Here is a 17,630-nt window from a genome sequence, read left to right as displayed (position 1 = left end):
GAAATGTGGTTAGATATTCAGGACGCGCTGAAGGCGTTGCATACCCGTTGGCGTATGACGGTGTTTTTTATTGTGTTGTTGTCCAGCGCCATGGCGGCCTTGTTGGTCGCCGGCGTGATTGCCTGGCAGGCACATGGTCCATTGCCTTATGACGCACCAGAGCAGCTTGCCTGGGTAGATGGTGAGTTGCGCAATGAGCAGGGTGAGGTAACCCTCAGCGAATCGCTGTCTGTTCCCGCTGCCTGGCATTTGCATCAAACGCATGGGTTATTCGAGCTGGCCACGCCACTTTATTACACGGATATGTTGTATGTGGATCATCCCGAACAGCCTAAAATTGCGACGGCACTGGTCGAGCCCGGTTATTTTTCCTTGTTTAATATGTCACTGCAAAGTGGCGATTATTTTGCTGCGTCGTCTTTACAAGGGCAGCAAGCGCAAAGTGCTGCTCAGGCCGTTGTCAGTGCGCGTTTTGCCCACCGTTATTTGCCGGGCCAGGAGGCCAGCGGGCAGGTGATCCAGCTCGATGATCGGCGTTTTCAGGTGGTGGGCATTCTGGCCGAGGACAGCCGGGAGCCGGAGCTGTTTCGGGCTGCACAGTATAGTGATGTCTTTTTACCCTTTTTTAGTCACACCGCGACCGACATGACCCCGTTTGCCGATATGGCGATCCGTAATAATGTACTGCTGGTCGGCAGGACCTTACCTCAGGCCTCCAGGGTATTACATTCAGAAGCTATGCAGCTGAGTGCCCGCATCAATGCATTGACACAGCAATATGGATTTGGTGAAACAACCCTTCATCTGACACTGAGCCCGCTCGACACTAAACTCAAAGGGGCGCTACAGGATATGGGGCAATGGCTGGTTGGCGCTGCATTGGGCGTAATCGTAGTGACCCTGTGCAATTTGTTTGCACTTTATTTATTGGATTTTAAAAGCCGCCAGTCTCAGCTGGCGTTACATCTGGCACTGGGGGCGCGTCAGTCCCGATTGTTTCGTCAGGTGTTGTGCCATGCAGTTGCGCTGTTTGCACTGGCGGCTCTGGTAGCAACGGGGCTGGCACCGGGCTTGATGGCGCTGGTGCAATATTGGGGGGAGGATATTCTGGGCAGCATTACCTGGCTGAAATTGTCCTGGCCTGCTTACCTGGGGATGTGGTTTGTGGCGTTATTACTGGCCTGGGGGTTTGCTCGCAGTGTCTTTACCTTTGTTGACTTACGTGGGCTCAGGCAGCAACTCAGTGGCTCAGGTAAAGGTCAGGTAAAGCAATTACCGGGCTGGCTCAGTCAATTACTGATCAATGCACAATTGACGATAGGCATCGTGGTGCTGTGTTTTAGCATCTGGCTGTTAAGTCATTACGGTGCACAGATAGGTAAAGCACAGGGGTTTGATGACAAGGGCTTAATTCACGTGCAGATGCAGCAACTGGACTTTGAGCGCGGTGAACAAAAAGCCCGGGCACGACGTCAGCTCAGTGAAGCCAATATTGCAACCTTGCTGGCTCAGCCCCAGATAGCCGCGGTCAGTCTGGCTGCCAATGATCCTCTGGAAATGTCGTGGGTCGAGCCTATCAGCACAGTGCCAGACAGTGCCCGGCAACTGACCGCTTTTGGGCAATGGAGTGGCGTGGGCTACTTTGCCACCGTTGGCCAACGCGTGCTGGCAGGTCAGGCGTTCAGTGCGGAACAACTGACGCTGGATACTCCAGCTGAGGTGGTGATTATTAACCAAAGTCTGGCAGGTAAGCTAGGTTTGACGCTGCAAGATGTCGGCACCACTTTGTATTCTCGTAATCAGCGTCCGGTCAGATTACAAGCCATTGTCGAAGATATCTATTCACCGACACTGGGGACGCCGGACATAGTGTATCTGCCACACAACTTTTTTGTCAGTAATCTGATTATCCGGCTGAAGCCGGGGCAGTCGCTCGCAAAATCTGATCTGAATGCCCTGCTGCGCGTACAAGATACTACGCAAAGTGTATTTCAGTTAACCAGTATGACGGCGCGTGCTGCTGCGTTGAGTAAATCGGCCCGGCTCAGTGCCTATACGGGTATCACCCTGAGTCTGTTGATGTTGCTGCTGGTCGGTGCAGGCTTATATGGGGTGTTGGGCTACCTGGCGCTGTTGTCTGCACCTGTGTGGCACATCAAGTGGCAGGTGGGTGCCAAGGCGGGCACGTTGCTAAAAGAGCAATTGATCAGGCGGTTTTGTCAGGTCTTACCAGTTGCTTTTGTGGCATTGTTGTTACTTACTCTGCTGTGCTGGGTGTTTAAAACGGCGTTGCTGGGCCTGGTAACCAGCTTTTTAATGGCTGTTACCTTTATGTTTTTAATGGTTTTATTGCTGGACTATTACCATACTAAAAGCCGGCTGAAAGATTTTTGCTAAATCAGTAACAGATTCTTACAAATGTCACGTTATTGAACGTCTCTATATTGGTAAGATAGGCGGTAGGAAAATATCAATAGGTAAAGTCATGAAAGCACAAGCACTAAAATGGATCTTTCCCGTTGTGGCGTTGGGCCTTGGGGTGGCAGGCTTTTCAGCCATCAACGCGGTCGCAAAGGGTGAGGAAGATAAACAGGTCGTGGACACACGTCCTGTGGTACAGGTCGAATCCGTTCAGGCACAGGATCATCAGGTTCTTATTCAGAGCTATGGTGAAGTCACACCGCTTGAAACAACCCAGTTGTCTGTTCAGGTAGCTGGCGAAGTCGTTTACTGGCATCCCAGCTTTTTGGCCGGCGGCGTGGTTGCGAAGGGCGATATTTTGCTCAGCATAGAAAAAGACAATTACGAAGCGGCGGTTTTACAGGCCGAAGCTCAGCTGGCCAGTGCTGAAGCAGCCTTGATCGAAGAGCAGGCACAAGCAGACGTGGCAGCAGATGAAGCCAAACGTTTTCCAAACAAAAAACACACCGACCTGTTTTTGCGTAAACCTCAGGTGATGAGTGCCAAGGCTGCGGTTAAATCCGCTAAGGCCGCATTAATGCGTGCTCAGCGTGATCTGGATAATTGTGATGTGGTTGCGCCATTCAACGGTTTGATTGTGTCTCGTGACGTGGGCCTGGGTCAGTTTGTGTCAACGGGCAGTGTCGTTGCCCAGCTTAATAACATTGAGCAGGCTGAAGTGGTGATCCCCATCGCTGGGTTCGATTCAGTGTTTTTACCTGAAACCGTGGGTGGTACCAAAGCAACGGTGTTTAACAAAGGCGTGAATAGCTTTACCCGCGAAGCGCAGATCCATCGTGACCTGGGCACGGTTGATACGCAAACACGCATGAGCAATCTGGTCGTGCGTATCGAAGATCCATATGGCCTGAACAGTGACAAGCCAAAAGTGAAGTTTGGTACTTATGTGCAGGTGAGCTTTTTAGGTAAAACGCTCAAACAAATTTATCGTTTGCCGCAAGAGCTGGTCAATAACCAGACGGTCTGGTTACTTAATGACAATGCGGAACTTGAGCCTCGTGAGGTGCAGGTGGTCCGTGAGGAAGGTGAATACTTCCTGGTGGGTGCCGGACTGAACAACAGCGACAAGGTGGTTGTCACCTTACCTGAGTATCCACAACGTGGTATGGCGGTGAAAGTTGCGGGTGCAGACGAATCCAATGCACAGGGCTCTGGCCTGGAAAAGCTATAACGGCAGGGACGGATAATGAGTGAACAACCTACACCAAAGCAAACGGGGCTGATAGCCTACTTTGCCCATAACCCGGTCGCTGCGAACCTGATGATGATATTTATCCTGATCATGGGGATCATCAGCTACTTTACGATCCAGCGCCAGATGTTTCCGAGTATTGAGCTTAATCTCATCTCGGTTAATGCGACCTACCCGGGCGCTTCGCCACAGGAAATTGAAGAAAGCATTCTGATAAAGGTAGAAGAAGCACTTAAGGATGTTACGGAAATAGATAAGGCGGTGTATCGTGCCTACCGTAACGGCGGTAGTGTGCAACTGGAGATTGATACCAGTGCAGAGCTGGCCGACGTCGCCGACAAAGTACGATCCCGGGTCGATGGTATCGCAACCTTCCCGGCCTCGATGGAACCGATCCGTGTGCAACAAATAGAGTTTACTCAGGATGTTGTACAGATGGCTCTGGTGGCTGATCTGCCTCTGACACAACTGAAGCCGTTGGCGAAAGAAGTCGAAGACGAGCTGTTGCAGCTGTCTAATATTTCTTTGGTCGATCGTAATATGCCGGAATATGAAATCGCCATTGAAGTTGACCCGGACGCGCTGCGCCGTTACAACATGTCGATGGAAGAAGTGGCCATGGCGATCAGTCGCTATTCAACCAATGTCTCAGCCGGTCAGATCCGCACCAATTCAGGCCTGATCTCAGTACGGGTCGAAAATCAGAAATACCGTGGTAACGAGTTCCGCCGTATCCCGGTTAAAGTGGGCGAAAATGGCGCTAAAGTGCTGCTGCAGGATATTGCAGACATTAAAGACGCCTTTATTGAAGGCGAATTCTACTTTCAACTTAACGGCGTGAATGCGGCTTACCTGTCGGTTAAAGCAACCAATGACCAAAACATGGTGCCGATCGCCAATACGATCCATTCCTACATTGAAGCGAAGAATGAAACGCTACCGGAAGGAGTTGAGTTAACTGCCTTCGTGGACATGACTTACTACCTTGAAGCCCGTCTGGCCATGATGAAAAAGAACATGTTCCAGGGGGCGATTTTGGTCGCCATTATGCTGAGCATTTTCTTACGCTTTAAGCTCGCGTTCTGGGTTATGGTGGGTCTGCCTGTGTGTTTCCTGGGTGCTATTATGATGATGCCGGTATTTGGGATCAGCATGAACATTGTGTCTCTGTTTGCCTTTATCATGGTGCTGGGGATCGTGGTGGATGACGCCATTGTCATCGGTGAAGCCGCCTATACCGAAATTGAGCGCAAAGGACCTGGCGTGAATAACGTGGTTGTTGGCGCGAAACGGGTCGCTACTCCGGCCACATTTGGGGTGTTGACGACCATGGCGGTGTTTGCCCCTATGGTGTTGTCGAGTGGCCCGGAAGCGGCATTTTTTAAATCGATTGCGGTTGTGGTCATGCTGTGTCTGGCCTTCAGTCTGATTGAGTCTAAGTGGATCCTGCCTGCACACATTGGCCATACCAAGTTTTCACCGATGCGTGAGGGCAGCTGGCGTGCGAAGTTCAATACGCGTTTCTTCGCCTTTGTGAATGGGCCTTACCGAAACCTCATCGAAACCTGTGTACAGTGGCGCTGGACGGTGCTGTGTGGCTTTGTTGGTATGCTAATATTGAGCGTATCACTGATCACCTCGAATCAGGTCAGGTTTGTGGCGATGCCCAAAGTACCGCACGACTACCCAATGGTAAAACTGACCCTGAACGACAACGCCTCGGACTCGCAAACGCTGGAAGCGCTGACCACCATCGAAAACATGATGTTGAAGGTGGAAGACGAGATCGAGCAGGAGTATGGACAGGGCATGATCAAAGACATCATGGTTTGGAATGAGGGTCGCACAGAAGGCAACGTGCTGGCGGTATTGGTAGAAGAAGACGACCGTCCGTTTGATGCCTTTGAGCTGTCGCGCCGCTGGCGTGAAAACATGCCGGACATTGCTGGTGTGAAGTCTTTGCTCGTGATTGATGACGTTAACGATGAAGGCCAGGGGCAGGGCGAGTTTGGCTATCTGCTGTATGGTCCGGACATCGATATGCTCAATGCTGCGGGTCGCCAGTTTATTTCTATGCTGCAACAAGAAAAGGGTCTGTTTGATGTGAGTTCAAGTATCGACCCGGAAAGCAAAGAAGTGCAGCTGGTGCTCAAGCAGGTGGCGTACGATTTGAACCTGAGCCTGTCAGACATTGCTAACCAGGTCGGCATGAGTTTCTATGGTGGTGAAGCGCAGCGCGTGATCCGCGATGGTGAAGAAATCAAAGTGATGGTGCGTTACCCGCGCCTGGACAGGGAAGCCTTCTCATCCCTGAAGCATACGGTCATCACAACGCCTGAGGGCAAAGATGTGATGCTGGGCGATGTGGTTGAGTTCGTGGAGCGCCCGGGTGTGAGCTATATTCGTCGTGAAAATGGCTACCGCACTGTGTATATCTACGGCAACATTGATGAGCAGGTGATTGAACCTAATCAGGTGGTTGAGAATATCAAAAATAACCTGTTGCCTAAGCTGTTTGAACAGTTCCCTGAGGTGAAGACCGAACTGGGCGGTGATATCGAAGAAGATCAGGCGCAGGCCAACGAGCAAATGATGTTCTTCATTGCCGGTATGTTCATTGTCTATATCTTACTGGCGGTGCCGCTGAAGAGTTATGGTCAGCCGTTAATCATTATGTCGGTGATCCCGTTCAGCCTGGTTGGTGCCATCTGGGGCCACTGGTTCTTTGGTCTGGATATGAGCATGATGTCGACCTATGGTCTGATTGCGGCTGCAGGGGTTGTGATCAATGACTCGCTGGTCATGACCGATTATGTGAACCAGGTCAGAAAAGAAGGCGTGAAGCTGAAAGATGCCGTGGTTGAAGCTGGATGTGCGCGTTTCAGGGCAATTACCCTGACGTCTATCACGACCTTTGCCGGTGTTATGCCCATCATCTTTGAGACCAGCTTACAGGCTAAGTTTGTGATCCCCATGGCGGTATCACTGGGCTTTGCGGTGCTGTTTGCGACCTTAATTACCTTAGTGCTGGTACCGTGCCTGTATATCATTTTAATTGATATCAGCAAGGTATTTGGCGGGGTATTCGGTGTGTTTGGTAAAGCCGCACGTCGTGTTACTAACAGCAGGGCAAGTCAGCCGCAAGGCTAACTATCTGCCAGAGTTACAATCTTTAGAGGCCAGCATTCGCTGGCCTTTTTTATGTGCGCAACTCAGTGGTGATTCAGGGGGTGTTTCTATTTTGGTTAATTATTGTTGAATAGGTGTTTTTTTTGGTGTTACATTTGCGTTGATTTTAAATAAGGAGATAGTCATGAAATCAACATTTTTTAGGTCTGGCCTGGCGTTACTGACCTTGCTTTCATCTTTGTCGGCATTGGCATCTATGCCGATGGACCCGGAATTTAGAGGGTTGTACTTTGAATCTCAGGGAATTGAGGTCAAAGTTGATCTCAAAAGAGATAATATATACTCACCCTTTGAGCGCATTATTTTTTCAACTGTATGTGATCGCAACCATACTCGGTGCCATTCAAATGCATTCAGTATGCAAATGATGGATGATTTTGTTGCAGCATTAAAATACAAAAAATTCTATAAATATGTTTATGTACCTTTTGATCCTTGTGATGTTACACCTGGGTGTATACCAATGGGAATTGAATCTTCTGAAGGAGGGTTGAAAACTGGTAATGATGATATTCAAAGGCGAGGTGGATATCGTCCAGAACCACAATCCAGTCACCCTAGTTATTTGCAGACGTTCCTACATTCAATGGCTCAGGCAACAGGCTCACAATCGATTGGTGCCATGGCTGATTTTTTAAAGGCAGATAGTGCAGACGAGAATGGTAAATTTAAGACATACCGCTTTAGCTCCTATAATAAGCGAGGTCAGAAAATCCCCTTTTCAATATGTAAGATAGTCCCCGGAGATTGCGAAGAACAGATCGATGTGACAATTCGTGACTTAAACCGTGGCAAGATCGCGGTATCTGTTCCCGTGAGTGATGGCTCTGGTGGAGGCGACAGTGAAAAATACTGGCAGCGGGAGAAGGATATTCGAGACTATCTGCACCATCTAGAGTACGAATGTATCCCAGCTTATACAGATACAGGCGGGGGCAGGGTGTTGCAAATGGTCTGTGTAATGAAATAAAGCCGCGTTCACTATTCAGAGGCCAGCATTCGCTGGCCTTTTTCGTTTTCAGATAGAATCTCAGCGGCTCACAGTGAATTAAATGACATCTCAGGCGTTTATTTGCTATGTTAGGATTACAACGGTTTTTAACAAATTAGGAACAAGTGAGTGACCAAAACCCTGACCCCGCCAGTGGCTAAAAAAGTGCCACACACCATGACACATCACCAACATCAAAGGACAGACAACTACTACTGGATGCGTGACGATAAACGTCAGAACGCCGAGATATTAGACCATTTGCATGCTGAGAACGCCTATTGTGAGGCGATGATGGCAACGCATAAAGGGCTGCAGGACCAGTTGTTTGAAGAAATGAAAGGTCGCATTGTCAAAGATGACAGCACGGTGCCGGTTAAGGATGGGCGTTTTTGGTATATGAGCGAAGTCAGAGGCGACGATGAATACTCGCGTCATTATCGTGGCAGCGATGAAGCCATGACAGACAAGCAGTTACTACTGGATGTCAATCAGCTGGCGCAGGCATACGAGTTTTTTGAACTGGGTGACATTGCCGTCAGCCCCAATGACAATTTGCTGGCCTACAGTGAAGATACGGATGGCCGGCGTATTTATACTGTGCGCTTTAAAGACTTACAAAGCGGCGAGATGCTGAGTGACGTACTGACCGAAACCGAAGGGGAAGTGGTCTGGGCCAACGACAGCAAAACCGTGTTTTATGTCCGTAAAGATTTGCAAACCCTGCTGGGTTATCAGGTTTACCGCCATGTCCTGGGTACGCCGCAAAGTGACGACCAGCTGGTGTATGAAGAACAGGATCGTCAGTTCTATATGGGCCTGGGCAAGAGCCGAGATGAAAGCGAAATCTACATTCATCTGGCGGCAACGGAAACCACAGACATTCTGGCGTTGTCGGCTGATGAGCCTCTGGGTAAGTTTGAGCCTTTGCTGGCACGCACGCCGGGTCATGAATATGGGCTGGATAAGCTGGGCGAGTATTACTACCTGGTGTCGAACCGGGCAGCAAAAAACTTTCGCCTGTTGCGTGCTACCAAAGATACGCTGGCAGAGCCGGAACAATGGGAAGAGCTAATTGCACACCGAGAACATGTGCTGCTTGAGGGCATGGAGTTGTTCAACAGCCACTATGTGGTGACAGAGCGCGAGCGCGGCCAGATCCGCTTTGTGGTGCACGATTATGCCGGGCACAGTTATCAGCTGAAATTTGATGATGCCTGCTTCTACGCTGGCCTGGGCTATAACCCTGAGCCCGACGCTCAGGTGGTTCGGATCTATTATTCAAGCCTGACTACCCCAAGCAGTATTTATGATTTTGCATTGGAAGGGGGCAAAAAGACCTTGAAGAAGCAGCAACGTGTATTGGGTGAGTTTAACCCGGATCACTATGCGTCCGAGCGATTACATATTCCTGTGCGCGATGGTGTTGAGGTGCCGGTGTCTCTGGTCTACCGCAAAGACAAATTCAATAAAGATGGCACCAACCCCTTGTTGCAGTACGGCTATGGTGCTTATGGGATCACCATAGATCCGAACTTCTCCAGTAATACGCTGAGTCTGCTGAACCGTGGTTTTGTGTATGCCATTGCGCATATTCGTGGTTCAGAAATGCTGGGTCGTCACTGGTATGAGCAAGGTAAAAAAGCGCATAAACAAAACAGCTTTAACGACTTTGAAGATGTAACCCGGGCGTTGGTTGAACAAGGGTACGGTGCTGCGGATAAAGTATTTGCCTCTGGTGGCAGTGCCGGTGGCCTGCTGATGGGAGCCGTGGTGAATCAGGCGCCAGCGCTCTATCGTGGTATCGGATGTCATGTGCCGTTTTTGGATGTATTGACAACCATGCTGGACGAAAGCATCCCGCTGACCACCAATGAATATGACGAGTGGGGAAACCCCAATGATGAGGCGGATTATCGCACCATTTTAGCCTACTCACCCTATGACAACCTGCGCGCAGGGGACTATCCTAATATTCTGGTAACAACTGGCCTGCATGATTCTCAGGTGCAGTATTGGGAGCCGATGAAGTGGGTGGCTAAGCTGCGTGAGTTAAAAACTGATGACAATCAACTGTTGTTTAAAACCGATATGGATGCAGGGCACGGCGGTGCTTCAGGTCGCTTTAAGAGTTTGCGTGAAAAAGCCCTGGAAATGGCTTTCTTTATTGGCTTGTTAGAACACTAACTGGTGCAACCGTCGGTTGGCATCTGTCAGCCGGTTTGCCAGAAAACGTGACACAGGTGATACAAACGTTTGGAGAACAAGGTATGTTTTCAGCACATGGAAAATGGCAAATCGACATTGTGCCGCCAGTGATATTTGTGGATCTGGTTGGCGCATTTAATCGTGAAGGAGTGCGGGCGTTTGAGCAACAAGTGCTGACTGAAATCGCGCCTTGTACCGCTGGTGAGCTTCAGCGCGTGGTGATAAATCTGACCCAGTGTGAACTGGCAACCGCAGACAGTCTGGCTGCATTGCAGGTGTATTTTGCGGATGTGGCCCAGCGCGGTTATCAGGAAATTGATTTTATCGGGGTGAATGCGGTGTCGCGTCAATTATTGACACAATTGTGGCAGACACAGCCGGTGAAAGTGTTATTTTACCTGGATGCCGATGCTTACCTGGTCCAGCACCCGCATTATCGTGAGGCGACGTCCTGGCTGAGCTGAGCCGCCTTGTTTGAGGTGGAGGGCGTGCCCTCCACTTAATTAAGTTAATTGGTATTATGCGAGATACGCTTTAAGCATCCACACCAGTTTTTCCTGCTCTTTGATGTAATCACTCATCATTGCTGCGGTGCCTTCATCGCTGGCATCACCTGCCTGCTCCAGAATATTGCGCTGCATTTTAATCAAGGTGGTAAAGCCATCCAGTAAGCGTTTTACCGCTTCCTGACCATCACTGATCCCTTTCGCTTCACTGATTTGACTGTGCTCCAGATAATCGCTGAAGGCGTGCAAAGGGGTGCCTTCAATAGTCAGGATACGCTCTGCGATTTCATCGACCTGAAGCAGTAACTGGTTATAAATTTCTTCAAACTTAACGTGTAACTCGAAGAAGTTACGGCCTTTGATGTTCCAGTGAACACTGCGGGCATTCATATATTGGATCTGGTAACTACTTAACAGGGTATTGAGGCTGCCTACCAGTGCCTGACTTTTCTGACTGTCTAATCCAATGCTGTTGCTCATTGTTTACTCCTGTACTGTGGTTAAAAAAGAGGACGCGACATGATGCGTCTGATTGATGCTTAGTGTGACTAAAAAGGCGGCAGATGCCAAATGGGAAAAGTCGATTGCCGGTATCGAGATTATTGAAGACAGTGCTGCCACACGCGTGTCTCCTTGTTAGAAAAAAGAAGGTACAGCAAGCGCTTAGCGTGGGTGTTAAGGATGCTTAAAGTTTGCCAATTTGACACGCCGCACCCCAACAACGACAGCTAAGTTGATCTATCTCAAACGTAAAATGGGTTGTATTTTTGCCACAGCAGCGTTTTGATTCAGGTCAAAATTTCCACGATTCAGAGGCGCATAATGAACTTAACAGGCACAGAGCGTGTATTTTTTCAGGGTAATTTAAGTGCGCATCTGAGCCATCCCGTTAGGTTATTATTTCGGTGTGTCAGAGCACAAATACTGTGCAGCACCCAAGGAGCGTATCATGCAAGGTAAAACCCCTTCTCAACATAAATCCGAAATCGCTGTCGTGGTGATAGCACTGTTGACCTTTGTTGTGGGCCTGGTTGGCCACCTGGCAGGTGCCAGCTATGCAAATTCAGATGCGTTTGGATATATTGCTGCGCCCATTCCTCTGATTGTGGGGATCATCGCATTGGTGGCTTACAAAATTGCAGCCAACGGCGATCATTGATTACGTTCGAGTACTTCGACGATGTAATCGAGCACCGTCCGGGAATAAATTAAGGTGGTATGGCTGAGACGAAAGATCTTGTGCTCGGCCATGCCCTGCAATTTGGTCTCGTCCAGCAGCACGGTGCCATCGGAACGGCTGCCTTTTTTCAACAGCGGCATCAGACCAATTGGCAAGTCTCCGGCGATACTATAGAGCTTGGCTTTAAACGGCCAGTTTTGCTGTTGGCTGAGCAGGTATTCGACACTGTTTTTGAGCAGCATATCGAAGCCGTGATCATGCATGTGTTTGGCGATATAGCTGCCTTTGTGTGGTGTCCCCAGGGTGATCACTTTGCTGATGGCCGCACTGGCGGCTGAATTGTGAGTGAGGTAATCCCGGGCCACCAGGCCACCCATGGAGTGGCAGACCAACGCGGCATCATGGCCCGCAACAAAGGCATCGATTTGTTCAAAGATAGCGTGTCTGTCGGGTGTCAGCGTGTTGTAGCTGAGATTGAGGATGTCAAAGCCAAGTTTTTCCAGGCGCTCGCACAGCGGGCGCATGACAAATCCAGACATATACAATCCATGTAAGACGACCACTTTGGTTACTGCCATTGTTTTTACCTCTTTTGCACCCGGGTGAGCTTATCCTTGTAGTGTTTCGGGGATCAGATGCACGCTGTGTTGCTCATCACTGAACCAAATCTCGCCATCCTGCACTGTGACGGTTAACGCCATTGTACGCGTTAGCATTTCAGCCATCACGCTGGTGGCGCTATATGGCAGGCTGATGATTTTTAGGTTGCTATACTGGCGCAGGGTGTTTTGGTTCTTTTGCCACCATGGGCCCTGATTGTTCTCACCATACGTATAAAGTACCACTTGTTTGGCTCGATTGCTGGCTTTTTTCAGCCATTTTTCTTCCGGTAAGCCAACACTTAGCCATAGCTCAATTTCGTCACTGTAGTTTTTTAGCCAGATATCCGGCTCATCTTCGACACATAAGCCTTTACTAAAACTGAGTCCATCCTGATATTCCAGTGCAAACGCCAGTAGCCTGACCATCACGCGTTGGGCGTTTTCTGATGGATGTTGTGCCAGCGTGACACTGATGTCCTGATACACATGACGGTCCATATCGCTGAGCGAGAGGTTGGCCTTTAAAATAGTTGATTTGAGTGCCATTGCCTGTCCAATTTAGCAAAAACGCCATTATATCGGTAAATACACAATTTGTGCGGGGAAAGTGAGGCGGATCTGCACTAACCACGGTGCAGGTAGTAACGGAACAGACACGCCTGCAAAAGCGCACAGCTAGGCAGTAACCAGGGTCCGTTATAAGTCAGCGAGAGTATCAGCAGTATAGCAGGCAGGGTTGCGTAGAAAACAAGATGACCATTGGTATAGCGGCCACACAGCCAGTGAACCGGCAACCCGATAGTGAGCCAGCCTATCACAGAGAAAGCAAGGTAAAATGCAGAGAGGAGCGCGATGGTGGTAAACAGGCGCACCGTTTCGATTGGACCGGGGAAGTCACCAAACATCAAAGCCGCAATACCCAGTAATAGCAGCAGGCCGGTGTAAAAGACACTTTTGACCGCGGCTCTGTCCCAGTTTCCTTTCAAAACACATGCTCCCTGTTTGGTGTAACCTGTTGCTGCATCTTTGATCCCCCAATATCCACGTTTATAGTACACTATGCGTTATTCATGTGTCGCGTGGCCGGGTTGCAGAAAGTATGTTTTCTGTGCGTCTACAGTCTGACACAGCCAGATTTAATAAGGTAGAAAACGATGAGCAGAACAGGTATCCAGTGGTTTCCGGGACATATGAACAAGGCGCGCAATGAGATCAAAGAGATCATGCCGCAGATGGATGTGATTATTGAAGTGCTGGATGCCCGTATACCCTACAGCAGTGAAAACCCCATGGTGGCGCAGTTGCGCGGCGACAAGCCGGTCATCAAAATTCTGAACAAGGCTGACCTGGCCGACCCTGAGCAGACCCAGGCCTGGATGGACTACTTTGAGCGCGAAGATGGCGTCAAAACCCTCGCATTTGGCCATGACAAGGGCAACGAGGTACAGCGGATCAATGCCTTGTGTAAGAAGCTGGCACCGCAAAAAGTGGGTCAGGATAAGCAGCTAAAGGCCATGATTATGGGGATCCCCAATGTCGGTAAATCTACCTTAATTAACATTTTGGTCGGACGAATTGTGGCTAAAACGGGTAACGAACCGGCGGTCACTAAGGCCCAACAGCGTATTAAGCTGGAAGACGGCATTATGTTGTATGACACGCCGGGCATGTTGTGGCCTAAAGTAGAAAACGAAAACTCGGGATATCGTCTGGCTGCCACCGGCGCCATTCGTGATACTGCAATCAATTATGAGGAAGTGGCCAGTTATACCGCAGAGTATCTGTTACAGGCCTACCCTCAACTGTTGCAGGCACGCTATAAAATTGACGAGCTGCCCGAGTGCGACTGGACTTTTATTGAAATGGCCGGACGTAAGCGTGGCTGTATTCGCGGTGGCAATCAGGTCGATACGCACAAAATGTCGGAGATCCTGATCAACGAACTGCGCGATGCCGTCATTGGCCGTATCACCATGGAAACACCACAAATGCGGGATGAGGAAGAAGAAATGGTGGCCCAGTTGCGTTTGGCCGCAGAGGCGAAGAAAGCAGCCAAAGAAGAAGAAAAACGTCAGCGCCGTGCTCGTGCGCGTAAAAACCGTCGTTAATCTGTGGGCTTGAAGCAAAAATCAGGCATAAAAAAAGCCCGGGGCAGGGCTTTTTGATTTCATATCTACCGTCACCGATATGAGCAATGTAGCAAGTAAAATGTGAGTTGGTTGCCTGTGAGCCACATCAAGGGGCGTTAATGTTTTTCACCTTCAACCAGAGCTTTTTGCGTAAGCAACACGTACTTCTGAGTCGAGAAACAAACTGAGTACTACAACAAATTGAGCCGTCAATCTCGCTTTGTTGATAATGATTATCAGTTAGATTTGATTCAGTGTCAACACCTATTTGAAATTAATTCTCATTTAGGTTCTTCTGTGTTAGGCAGTTAAATTCCGGGCATAAAAAAAGCCCTGAGGAGGGCTTTTTGATTTCATATCTACCGTCACCGATATGAGCAATGTAGCAAGTAAAATAGTAAGTTGGTTGCCTGTGAGCCACACCGAGGGGCGTCGGTACTTTACACCTGCAACCTAAGCTTTTTTGCGTGAGCAACACGTACTTATTCTGGGTCGAAAACAAGTTAAAACATCAACAAATTGAGCCGTCAATCTCGCCTTGTTGATAATGATTATCAATTAGTTCTTTCCAGGAGTCAACATCTATTTGAAATTAATTCTCATTTGCGTTTTTGTGATTGGATCATCAGGCAGTAAATTTTAGGCATAAAAAAAGCCCCGAGCAGGGCTTTTTATGTTCATATCTACCGTCACCGATATGAGCAATGTAGCAAGTAAAATAGTAAGTTGGTTGCAAGTATCCTGCATTAAGGGGCGTTAATACATAGCACCTGCAACCTGTGCTGTTTACGTGCGCATCACGTGTTTCAGGGTCGAGAAACAAATTACGTACTTCGACAAAGTGAGCCGTCAATCTCGCTTTGTTGAGAGTGATTATCAATTAGATCTTTGTGCCTGTCAATGCCTTTTTGAAAATAGTTCTCATTTGGTTTTTCTCTTCCTTCTTGCAGTTGTATCCGTTGATGTTGTGCGGGGCATTACACAGGCGTTTTTGATGATGTGGCTGGCACTTAGTTGTCAGGGAGAATACGAAAGGGAGTCTGCCTTCGTTCAGAAATGAAAAAAGCCCTGAGGAGGGCTTTTTGGGATCATATCTACCGTCACCGATATGAGCAATGTAGCAAGTAAAATAGAAGGTGGTTGTTGAGTTACACCAAGGGGCGTCAATGTAACTCATTAACAACCAATGCTGTTATCGTGCGCGACACGCGTTTCAGGGTCGAGAAACAATTAGAGTAACAAAATGAACCGTCAAGTCACTTTGTTGAGAGTGATTATCAATTAGATCTCTGTGCCTGTCAATTGCTTTTTGAAAATAATTCTCATTTATGTTTTTGGTGTGTTGTGTATTGTAGTACGGTGCTATTTTATGAATTTATGCATGGGGAGTATCTATTCTGTAAACAAGTAAGTTGTTATTCTGGGTTTGCTTGAATTGCAAAAAGGAATTTATGATGACCCCCTGTTTTTTGCCAGTTGCAGCAGTAGCCGCACTCAGCCTGCCTGCATATGCTCTGGACTCTTTTGATATCAACACCCAGTTATTTTCATTTGCCTCTCAGGGCCACACAATTTATCTGGAGACATTGCCTGTACCACATTCAGGGCAAATGATACGTCTTCGCTTTTGGGCACAGTGCAAGGATCAGCAATGTGATGACTCACGCTTTGTGCGGCAAATGGTCCGTGATCTGGAATGGGCGATGCCACGAGAGGCGGTCGGCGTGTCAGACAAAGCGGATGTTCTGCCCTGTCAAAATGTGCTTGAGGGGTGCTGGCCGAGTTTCAATACAACTCGTATGCTGCTGGAAACGGATGTGACATTTCAGGAGTTGACTTCATTTGACCAGAACATTTTTGAATTGTTAATCGTTTCTACGACCCCAGAATCCGGCTCGGTGATCCCTATACAGGCCTGCACTCGTGAGGCGCGACCGGGTCTTTGTTTGGTGAACGATAACTTTCAGTTTACCACGCTCAGCCCAACGTCATTTTCGGTAACCTACGAGGCGAACTGGAATGATGCGGATCAGCGCGATGATGAGCAGGAGCTGCACCGCTTTACTCAAAGACAGGGTTATCATTGCAAAGAGCAGGCACACACCATGACGTCGCACGTGCGGGTAACACTGACATGCGAGCATCAGGGTGAGTAAAGACGTGGGCTTAGTGTGCTTGCAGCCAGTAATAGTAGTCGGTGGCATCGTGAATATCGACGCGCTGTTGCGTGGCTTCCAGCTCGCCAATGACCCGGTGTAAATGGGCCGGATCCTGCCAGGTACTGCTGACATCTACGCCGAGTCTCACCGAAAACGTGGGGGAGACCAGTGCCCGTTCATCAGCAGTGGCATTTAAAATGGACGTGCTGTTATCCCGCTCGTAAGCCATAATTGAAATCCCATCCAGTACCTCCTCCAGTGCTGCGAAAAAGGCCGTCCCCTGATCGGCCCAGCCAATTTTAGCCGAGCTGTCATACCAGGTGGGAATATCGGCATACAGCTTTAATTGCGCCATACCCTGATCATCCAGCAAAGCTCTGATGGCTCTGAATGTATCAATGAGCTGCCACAACAACGCCTGACGAGACTGGGGTGTGCCTTGCTTCCATTCAGCCAGTGCATGAGGCTCAATATCCAGATGCAGTGCAGTAAATTCAGCATCAGGCGCAGCATTGCGCTGATAATCGATAAGACGAGTTTGTAATTTGTTGAGCATTTTGCTGTGATTTTGCGCGAAAACCCAGGTATTTTGCGCCATCAGGTAATGTGACTGAATGCCATGCGCAGCCAGTGCCTGGTTCCACTGTGCGACGGCCTGAGACTGCGTTTGTGTATATTGTCCGTAGGAGCCATAGACGGCAGTGATATGTTGCTGTTGCAGCAAATCGATCAGCGTCTGCTGCGTCGACTGGCTGGTGATCATGGCGGATGCCCCCAGCGGATCTCCGCCTTTTTTCCACAGCCAGGTTGCGCGTTCCGTCGCTTGTGCACAGGCACTGGTGGTCAGCGCCAGAGCAAAGAGTGTTCCCAGAGAAGTGATCTTTTTAGCCATAGTGTGCTCCCTTTATACTTATTCGATAGTCGGTGATGCCCCTCAGTGAGGATCTGCTTGGGGTGCTCGATCCCAGTGCCAAATTGCCGTATAACTAACCT

Annotated in this window: 14 protein-coding genes; 9 read left to right on the top strand and 5 right to left on the bottom strand. The window is 49.0% G+C overall.

Going from position 1 to position 17,630, the window contains the following annotated elements:
* The first annotated feature begins 3 nt into the window (after positions 1–3).
* The 6 genes from CWC22_RS19025 to CWC22_RS19000 all read left to right on the top strand — a co-directional run bounded on the left by CWC22_RS19025 (position 4) and on the right by CWC22_RS19000 (position 10,525).
* On the top strand, positions 4–2,397 hold the full coding sequence (locus CWC22_RS19025) for an ABC transporter permease (RefSeq protein ID WP_138538057.1): 2,394 nt from the start codon (positions 4–6) through the stop codon (positions 2,395–2,397).
* Positions 2,398–2,485: 88 nt separating this feature from the next.
* A complete protein-coding gene (locus CWC22_RS19020; protein WP_125560991.1) occupies positions 2,486–3,652 on the top strand; it encodes an efflux RND transporter periplasmic adaptor subunit in 1,167 nt (388 codons plus the stop codon).
* A gap of 15 nt (positions 3,653–3,667) precedes the next feature.
* Positions 3,668–6,823, top strand: coding sequence for an efflux RND transporter permease subunit (locus CWC22_RS19015; RefSeq protein ID WP_138538056.1), 3,156 nt, complete (start codon positions 3,668–3,670; stop codon positions 6,821–6,823).
* Positions 6,824–6,986: 163 nt separating this feature from the next.
* The gene (locus CWC22_RS19010; protein ID WP_138538055.1) at positions 6,987–7,832 is read left to right on the top strand and encodes a hypothetical protein; all 846 of its coding nucleotides are present in this window, start codon (positions 6,987–6,989) and stop codon (positions 7,830–7,832) included.
* Between the two features lie 198 nt (positions 7,833–8,030).
* Complete coding sequence (locus CWC22_RS19005) at positions 8,031–10,040, top strand: S9 family peptidase (protein WP_230090661.1); 2,010 nt, start codon at positions 8,031–8,033, stop codon at positions 10,038–10,040.
* Positions 10,041–10,123: 83 nt separating this feature from the next.
* A complete protein-coding gene (locus CWC22_RS19000) occupies positions 10,124–10,525 on the top strand; it encodes a hypothetical protein (protein WP_138538053.1) in 402 nt (133 codons plus the stop codon).
* Positions 10,526–10,579: 54 nt separating this feature from the next.
* On the opposite strand, the gene CWC22_RS18995 is transcribed toward CWC22_RS19000, so the two are convergent.
* Positions 10,580–11,047 (bottom strand): Dps family protein, encoded by a 468-nt coding sequence (locus CWC22_RS18995; protein ID WP_125560981.1) that lies wholly within the window; start codon positions 11,045–11,047, stop codon positions 10,580–10,582.
* 469 nt (positions 11,048–11,516) lie between these two features.
* Between CWC22_RS18995 and CWC22_RS18990 the strand changes: the two genes are divergently transcribed.
* Positions 11,517–11,726, top strand: coding sequence for a hypothetical protein (locus CWC22_RS18990; protein WP_010384994.1), 210 nt, complete (start codon positions 11,517–11,519; stop codon positions 11,724–11,726).
* Here CWC22_RS18990 and CWC22_RS18985 read toward each other — a convergent pair.
* The 3 genes from CWC22_RS18985 to CWC22_RS18975 form a co-directional block, all read right to left on the bottom strand.
* The gene (locus CWC22_RS18985) at positions 11,720–12,325 is read right to left on the bottom strand and encodes an alpha/beta hydrolase (protein ID WP_138538052.1); all 606 of its coding nucleotides are present in this window, start codon (positions 12,323–12,325) and stop codon (positions 11,720–11,722) included. The genes CWC22_RS18990 and CWC22_RS18985 overlap by 7 nt on opposite strands.
* A gap of 30 nt (positions 12,326–12,355) precedes the next feature.
* Positions 12,356–12,895: a YaeQ family protein gene (locus CWC22_RS18980; protein WP_010384996.1), complete on the bottom strand. Its 540-nt coding sequence runs from the start codon at positions 12,893–12,895 to the stop codon at positions 12,356–12,358.
* Between the two features lie 77 nt (positions 12,896–12,972).
* Positions 12,973–13,407 (bottom strand): hypothetical protein, encoded by a 435-nt coding sequence (locus CWC22_RS18975; RefSeq protein ID WP_195879836.1) that lies wholly within the window; start codon positions 13,405–13,407, stop codon positions 12,973–12,975.
* A 96-nt stretch (positions 13,408–13,503) separates the two neighbouring features.
* Here CWC22_RS18975 and ylqF point away from each other — a divergent pair, with 96 nt between their 5' ends.
* Both ylqF and CWC22_RS18965 read left to right on the top strand, forming a co-directional pair.
* Positions 13,504–14,457, top strand: coding sequence for a ribosome biogenesis GTPase YlqF (ylqF, locus tag CWC22_RS18970; protein ID WP_138538050.1), 954 nt, complete (start codon positions 13,504–13,506; stop codon positions 14,455–14,457).
* 1,472 nt (positions 14,458–15,929) lie between these two features.
* Positions 15,930–16,634: a hypothetical protein gene (locus CWC22_RS18965; protein ID WP_171045050.1), complete on the top strand. Its 705-nt coding sequence runs from the start codon at positions 15,930–15,932 to the stop codon at positions 16,632–16,634.
* Between the two features lie 10 nt (positions 16,635–16,644).
* Here CWC22_RS18965 and CWC22_RS18960 read toward each other — a convergent pair whose 3' ends face one another.
* Positions 16,645–17,529: a hypothetical protein gene (locus tag CWC22_RS18960; protein ID WP_138538048.1), complete on the bottom strand. Its 885-nt coding sequence runs from the start codon at positions 17,527–17,529 to the stop codon at positions 16,645–16,647.
* Positions 17,530–17,630: the final 101 nt, after the last annotated feature.

This window comes from Pseudoalteromonas rubra, from assembly GCF_005886805.2.
GTDB lineage: Bacteria > Pseudomonadota > Gammaproteobacteria > Enterobacterales > Alteromonadaceae > Pseudoalteromonas > Pseudoalteromonas rubra_D.
The sequence above is the reverse complement of the archived record's forward strand: the minus strand, read 5'-3'. Positions and strand labels throughout refer to the sequence as shown.

Coding starts and splice junctions, on each gene's coding strand:
- CWC22_RS19025 (WP_138538057.1), top strand. CDS start 4: ATGTGGTTAGATATTCAGGACGCGCTGAAGGCGTTGCATACCCGTTGG.
- CWC22_RS19020 (WP_125560991.1), top strand. CDS start 2,486: ATGAAAGCACAAGCACTAAAATGGATCTTTCCCGTTGTGGCGTTGGGC.
- CWC22_RS19015 (WP_138538056.1), top strand. CDS start 3,668: ATGAGTGAACAACCTACACCAAAGCAAACGGGGCTGATAGCCTACTTT.
- CWC22_RS19010 (WP_138538055.1), top strand. CDS start 6,987: ATGAAATCAACATTTTTTAGGTCTGGCCTGGCGTTACTGACCTTGCTT.
- CWC22_RS19005 (WP_230090661.1), top strand. CDS start 8,031: ATGACACATCACCAACATCAAAGGACAGACAACTACTACTGGATGCGT.
- CWC22_RS19000 (WP_138538053.1), top strand. CDS start 10,124: ATGTTTTCAGCACATGGAAAATGGCAAATCGACATTGTGCCGCCAGTG.
- CWC22_RS18995 (WP_125560981.1), bottom strand. CDS start 11,047: ATGAGCAACAGCATTGGATTAGACAGTCAGAAAAGTCAGGCACTGGTA.
- CWC22_RS18990 (WP_010384994.1), top strand. CDS start 11,517: ATGCAAGGTAAAACCCCTTCTCAACATAAATCCGAAATCGCTGTCGTG.
- CWC22_RS18985 (WP_138538052.1), bottom strand. CDS start 12,325: ATGGCAGTAACCAAAGTGGTCGTCTTACATGGATTGTATATGTCTGGA.
- CWC22_RS18980 (WP_010384996.1), bottom strand. CDS start 12,895: ATGGCACTCAAATCAACTATTTTAAAGGCCAACCTCTCGCTCAGCGAT.
- ylqF (WP_138538050.1), top strand. CDS start 13,504: ATGAGCAGAACAGGTATCCAGTGGTTTCCGGGACATATGAACAAGGCG.
- CWC22_RS18965 (WP_171045050.1), top strand. CDS start 15,930: ATGATGACCCCCTGTTTTTTGCCAGTTGCAGCAGTAGCCGCACTCAGC.
- CWC22_RS18960 (WP_138538048.1), bottom strand. CDS start 17,529: ATGGCTAAAAAGATCACTTCTCTGGGAACACTCTTTGCTCTGGCGCTG.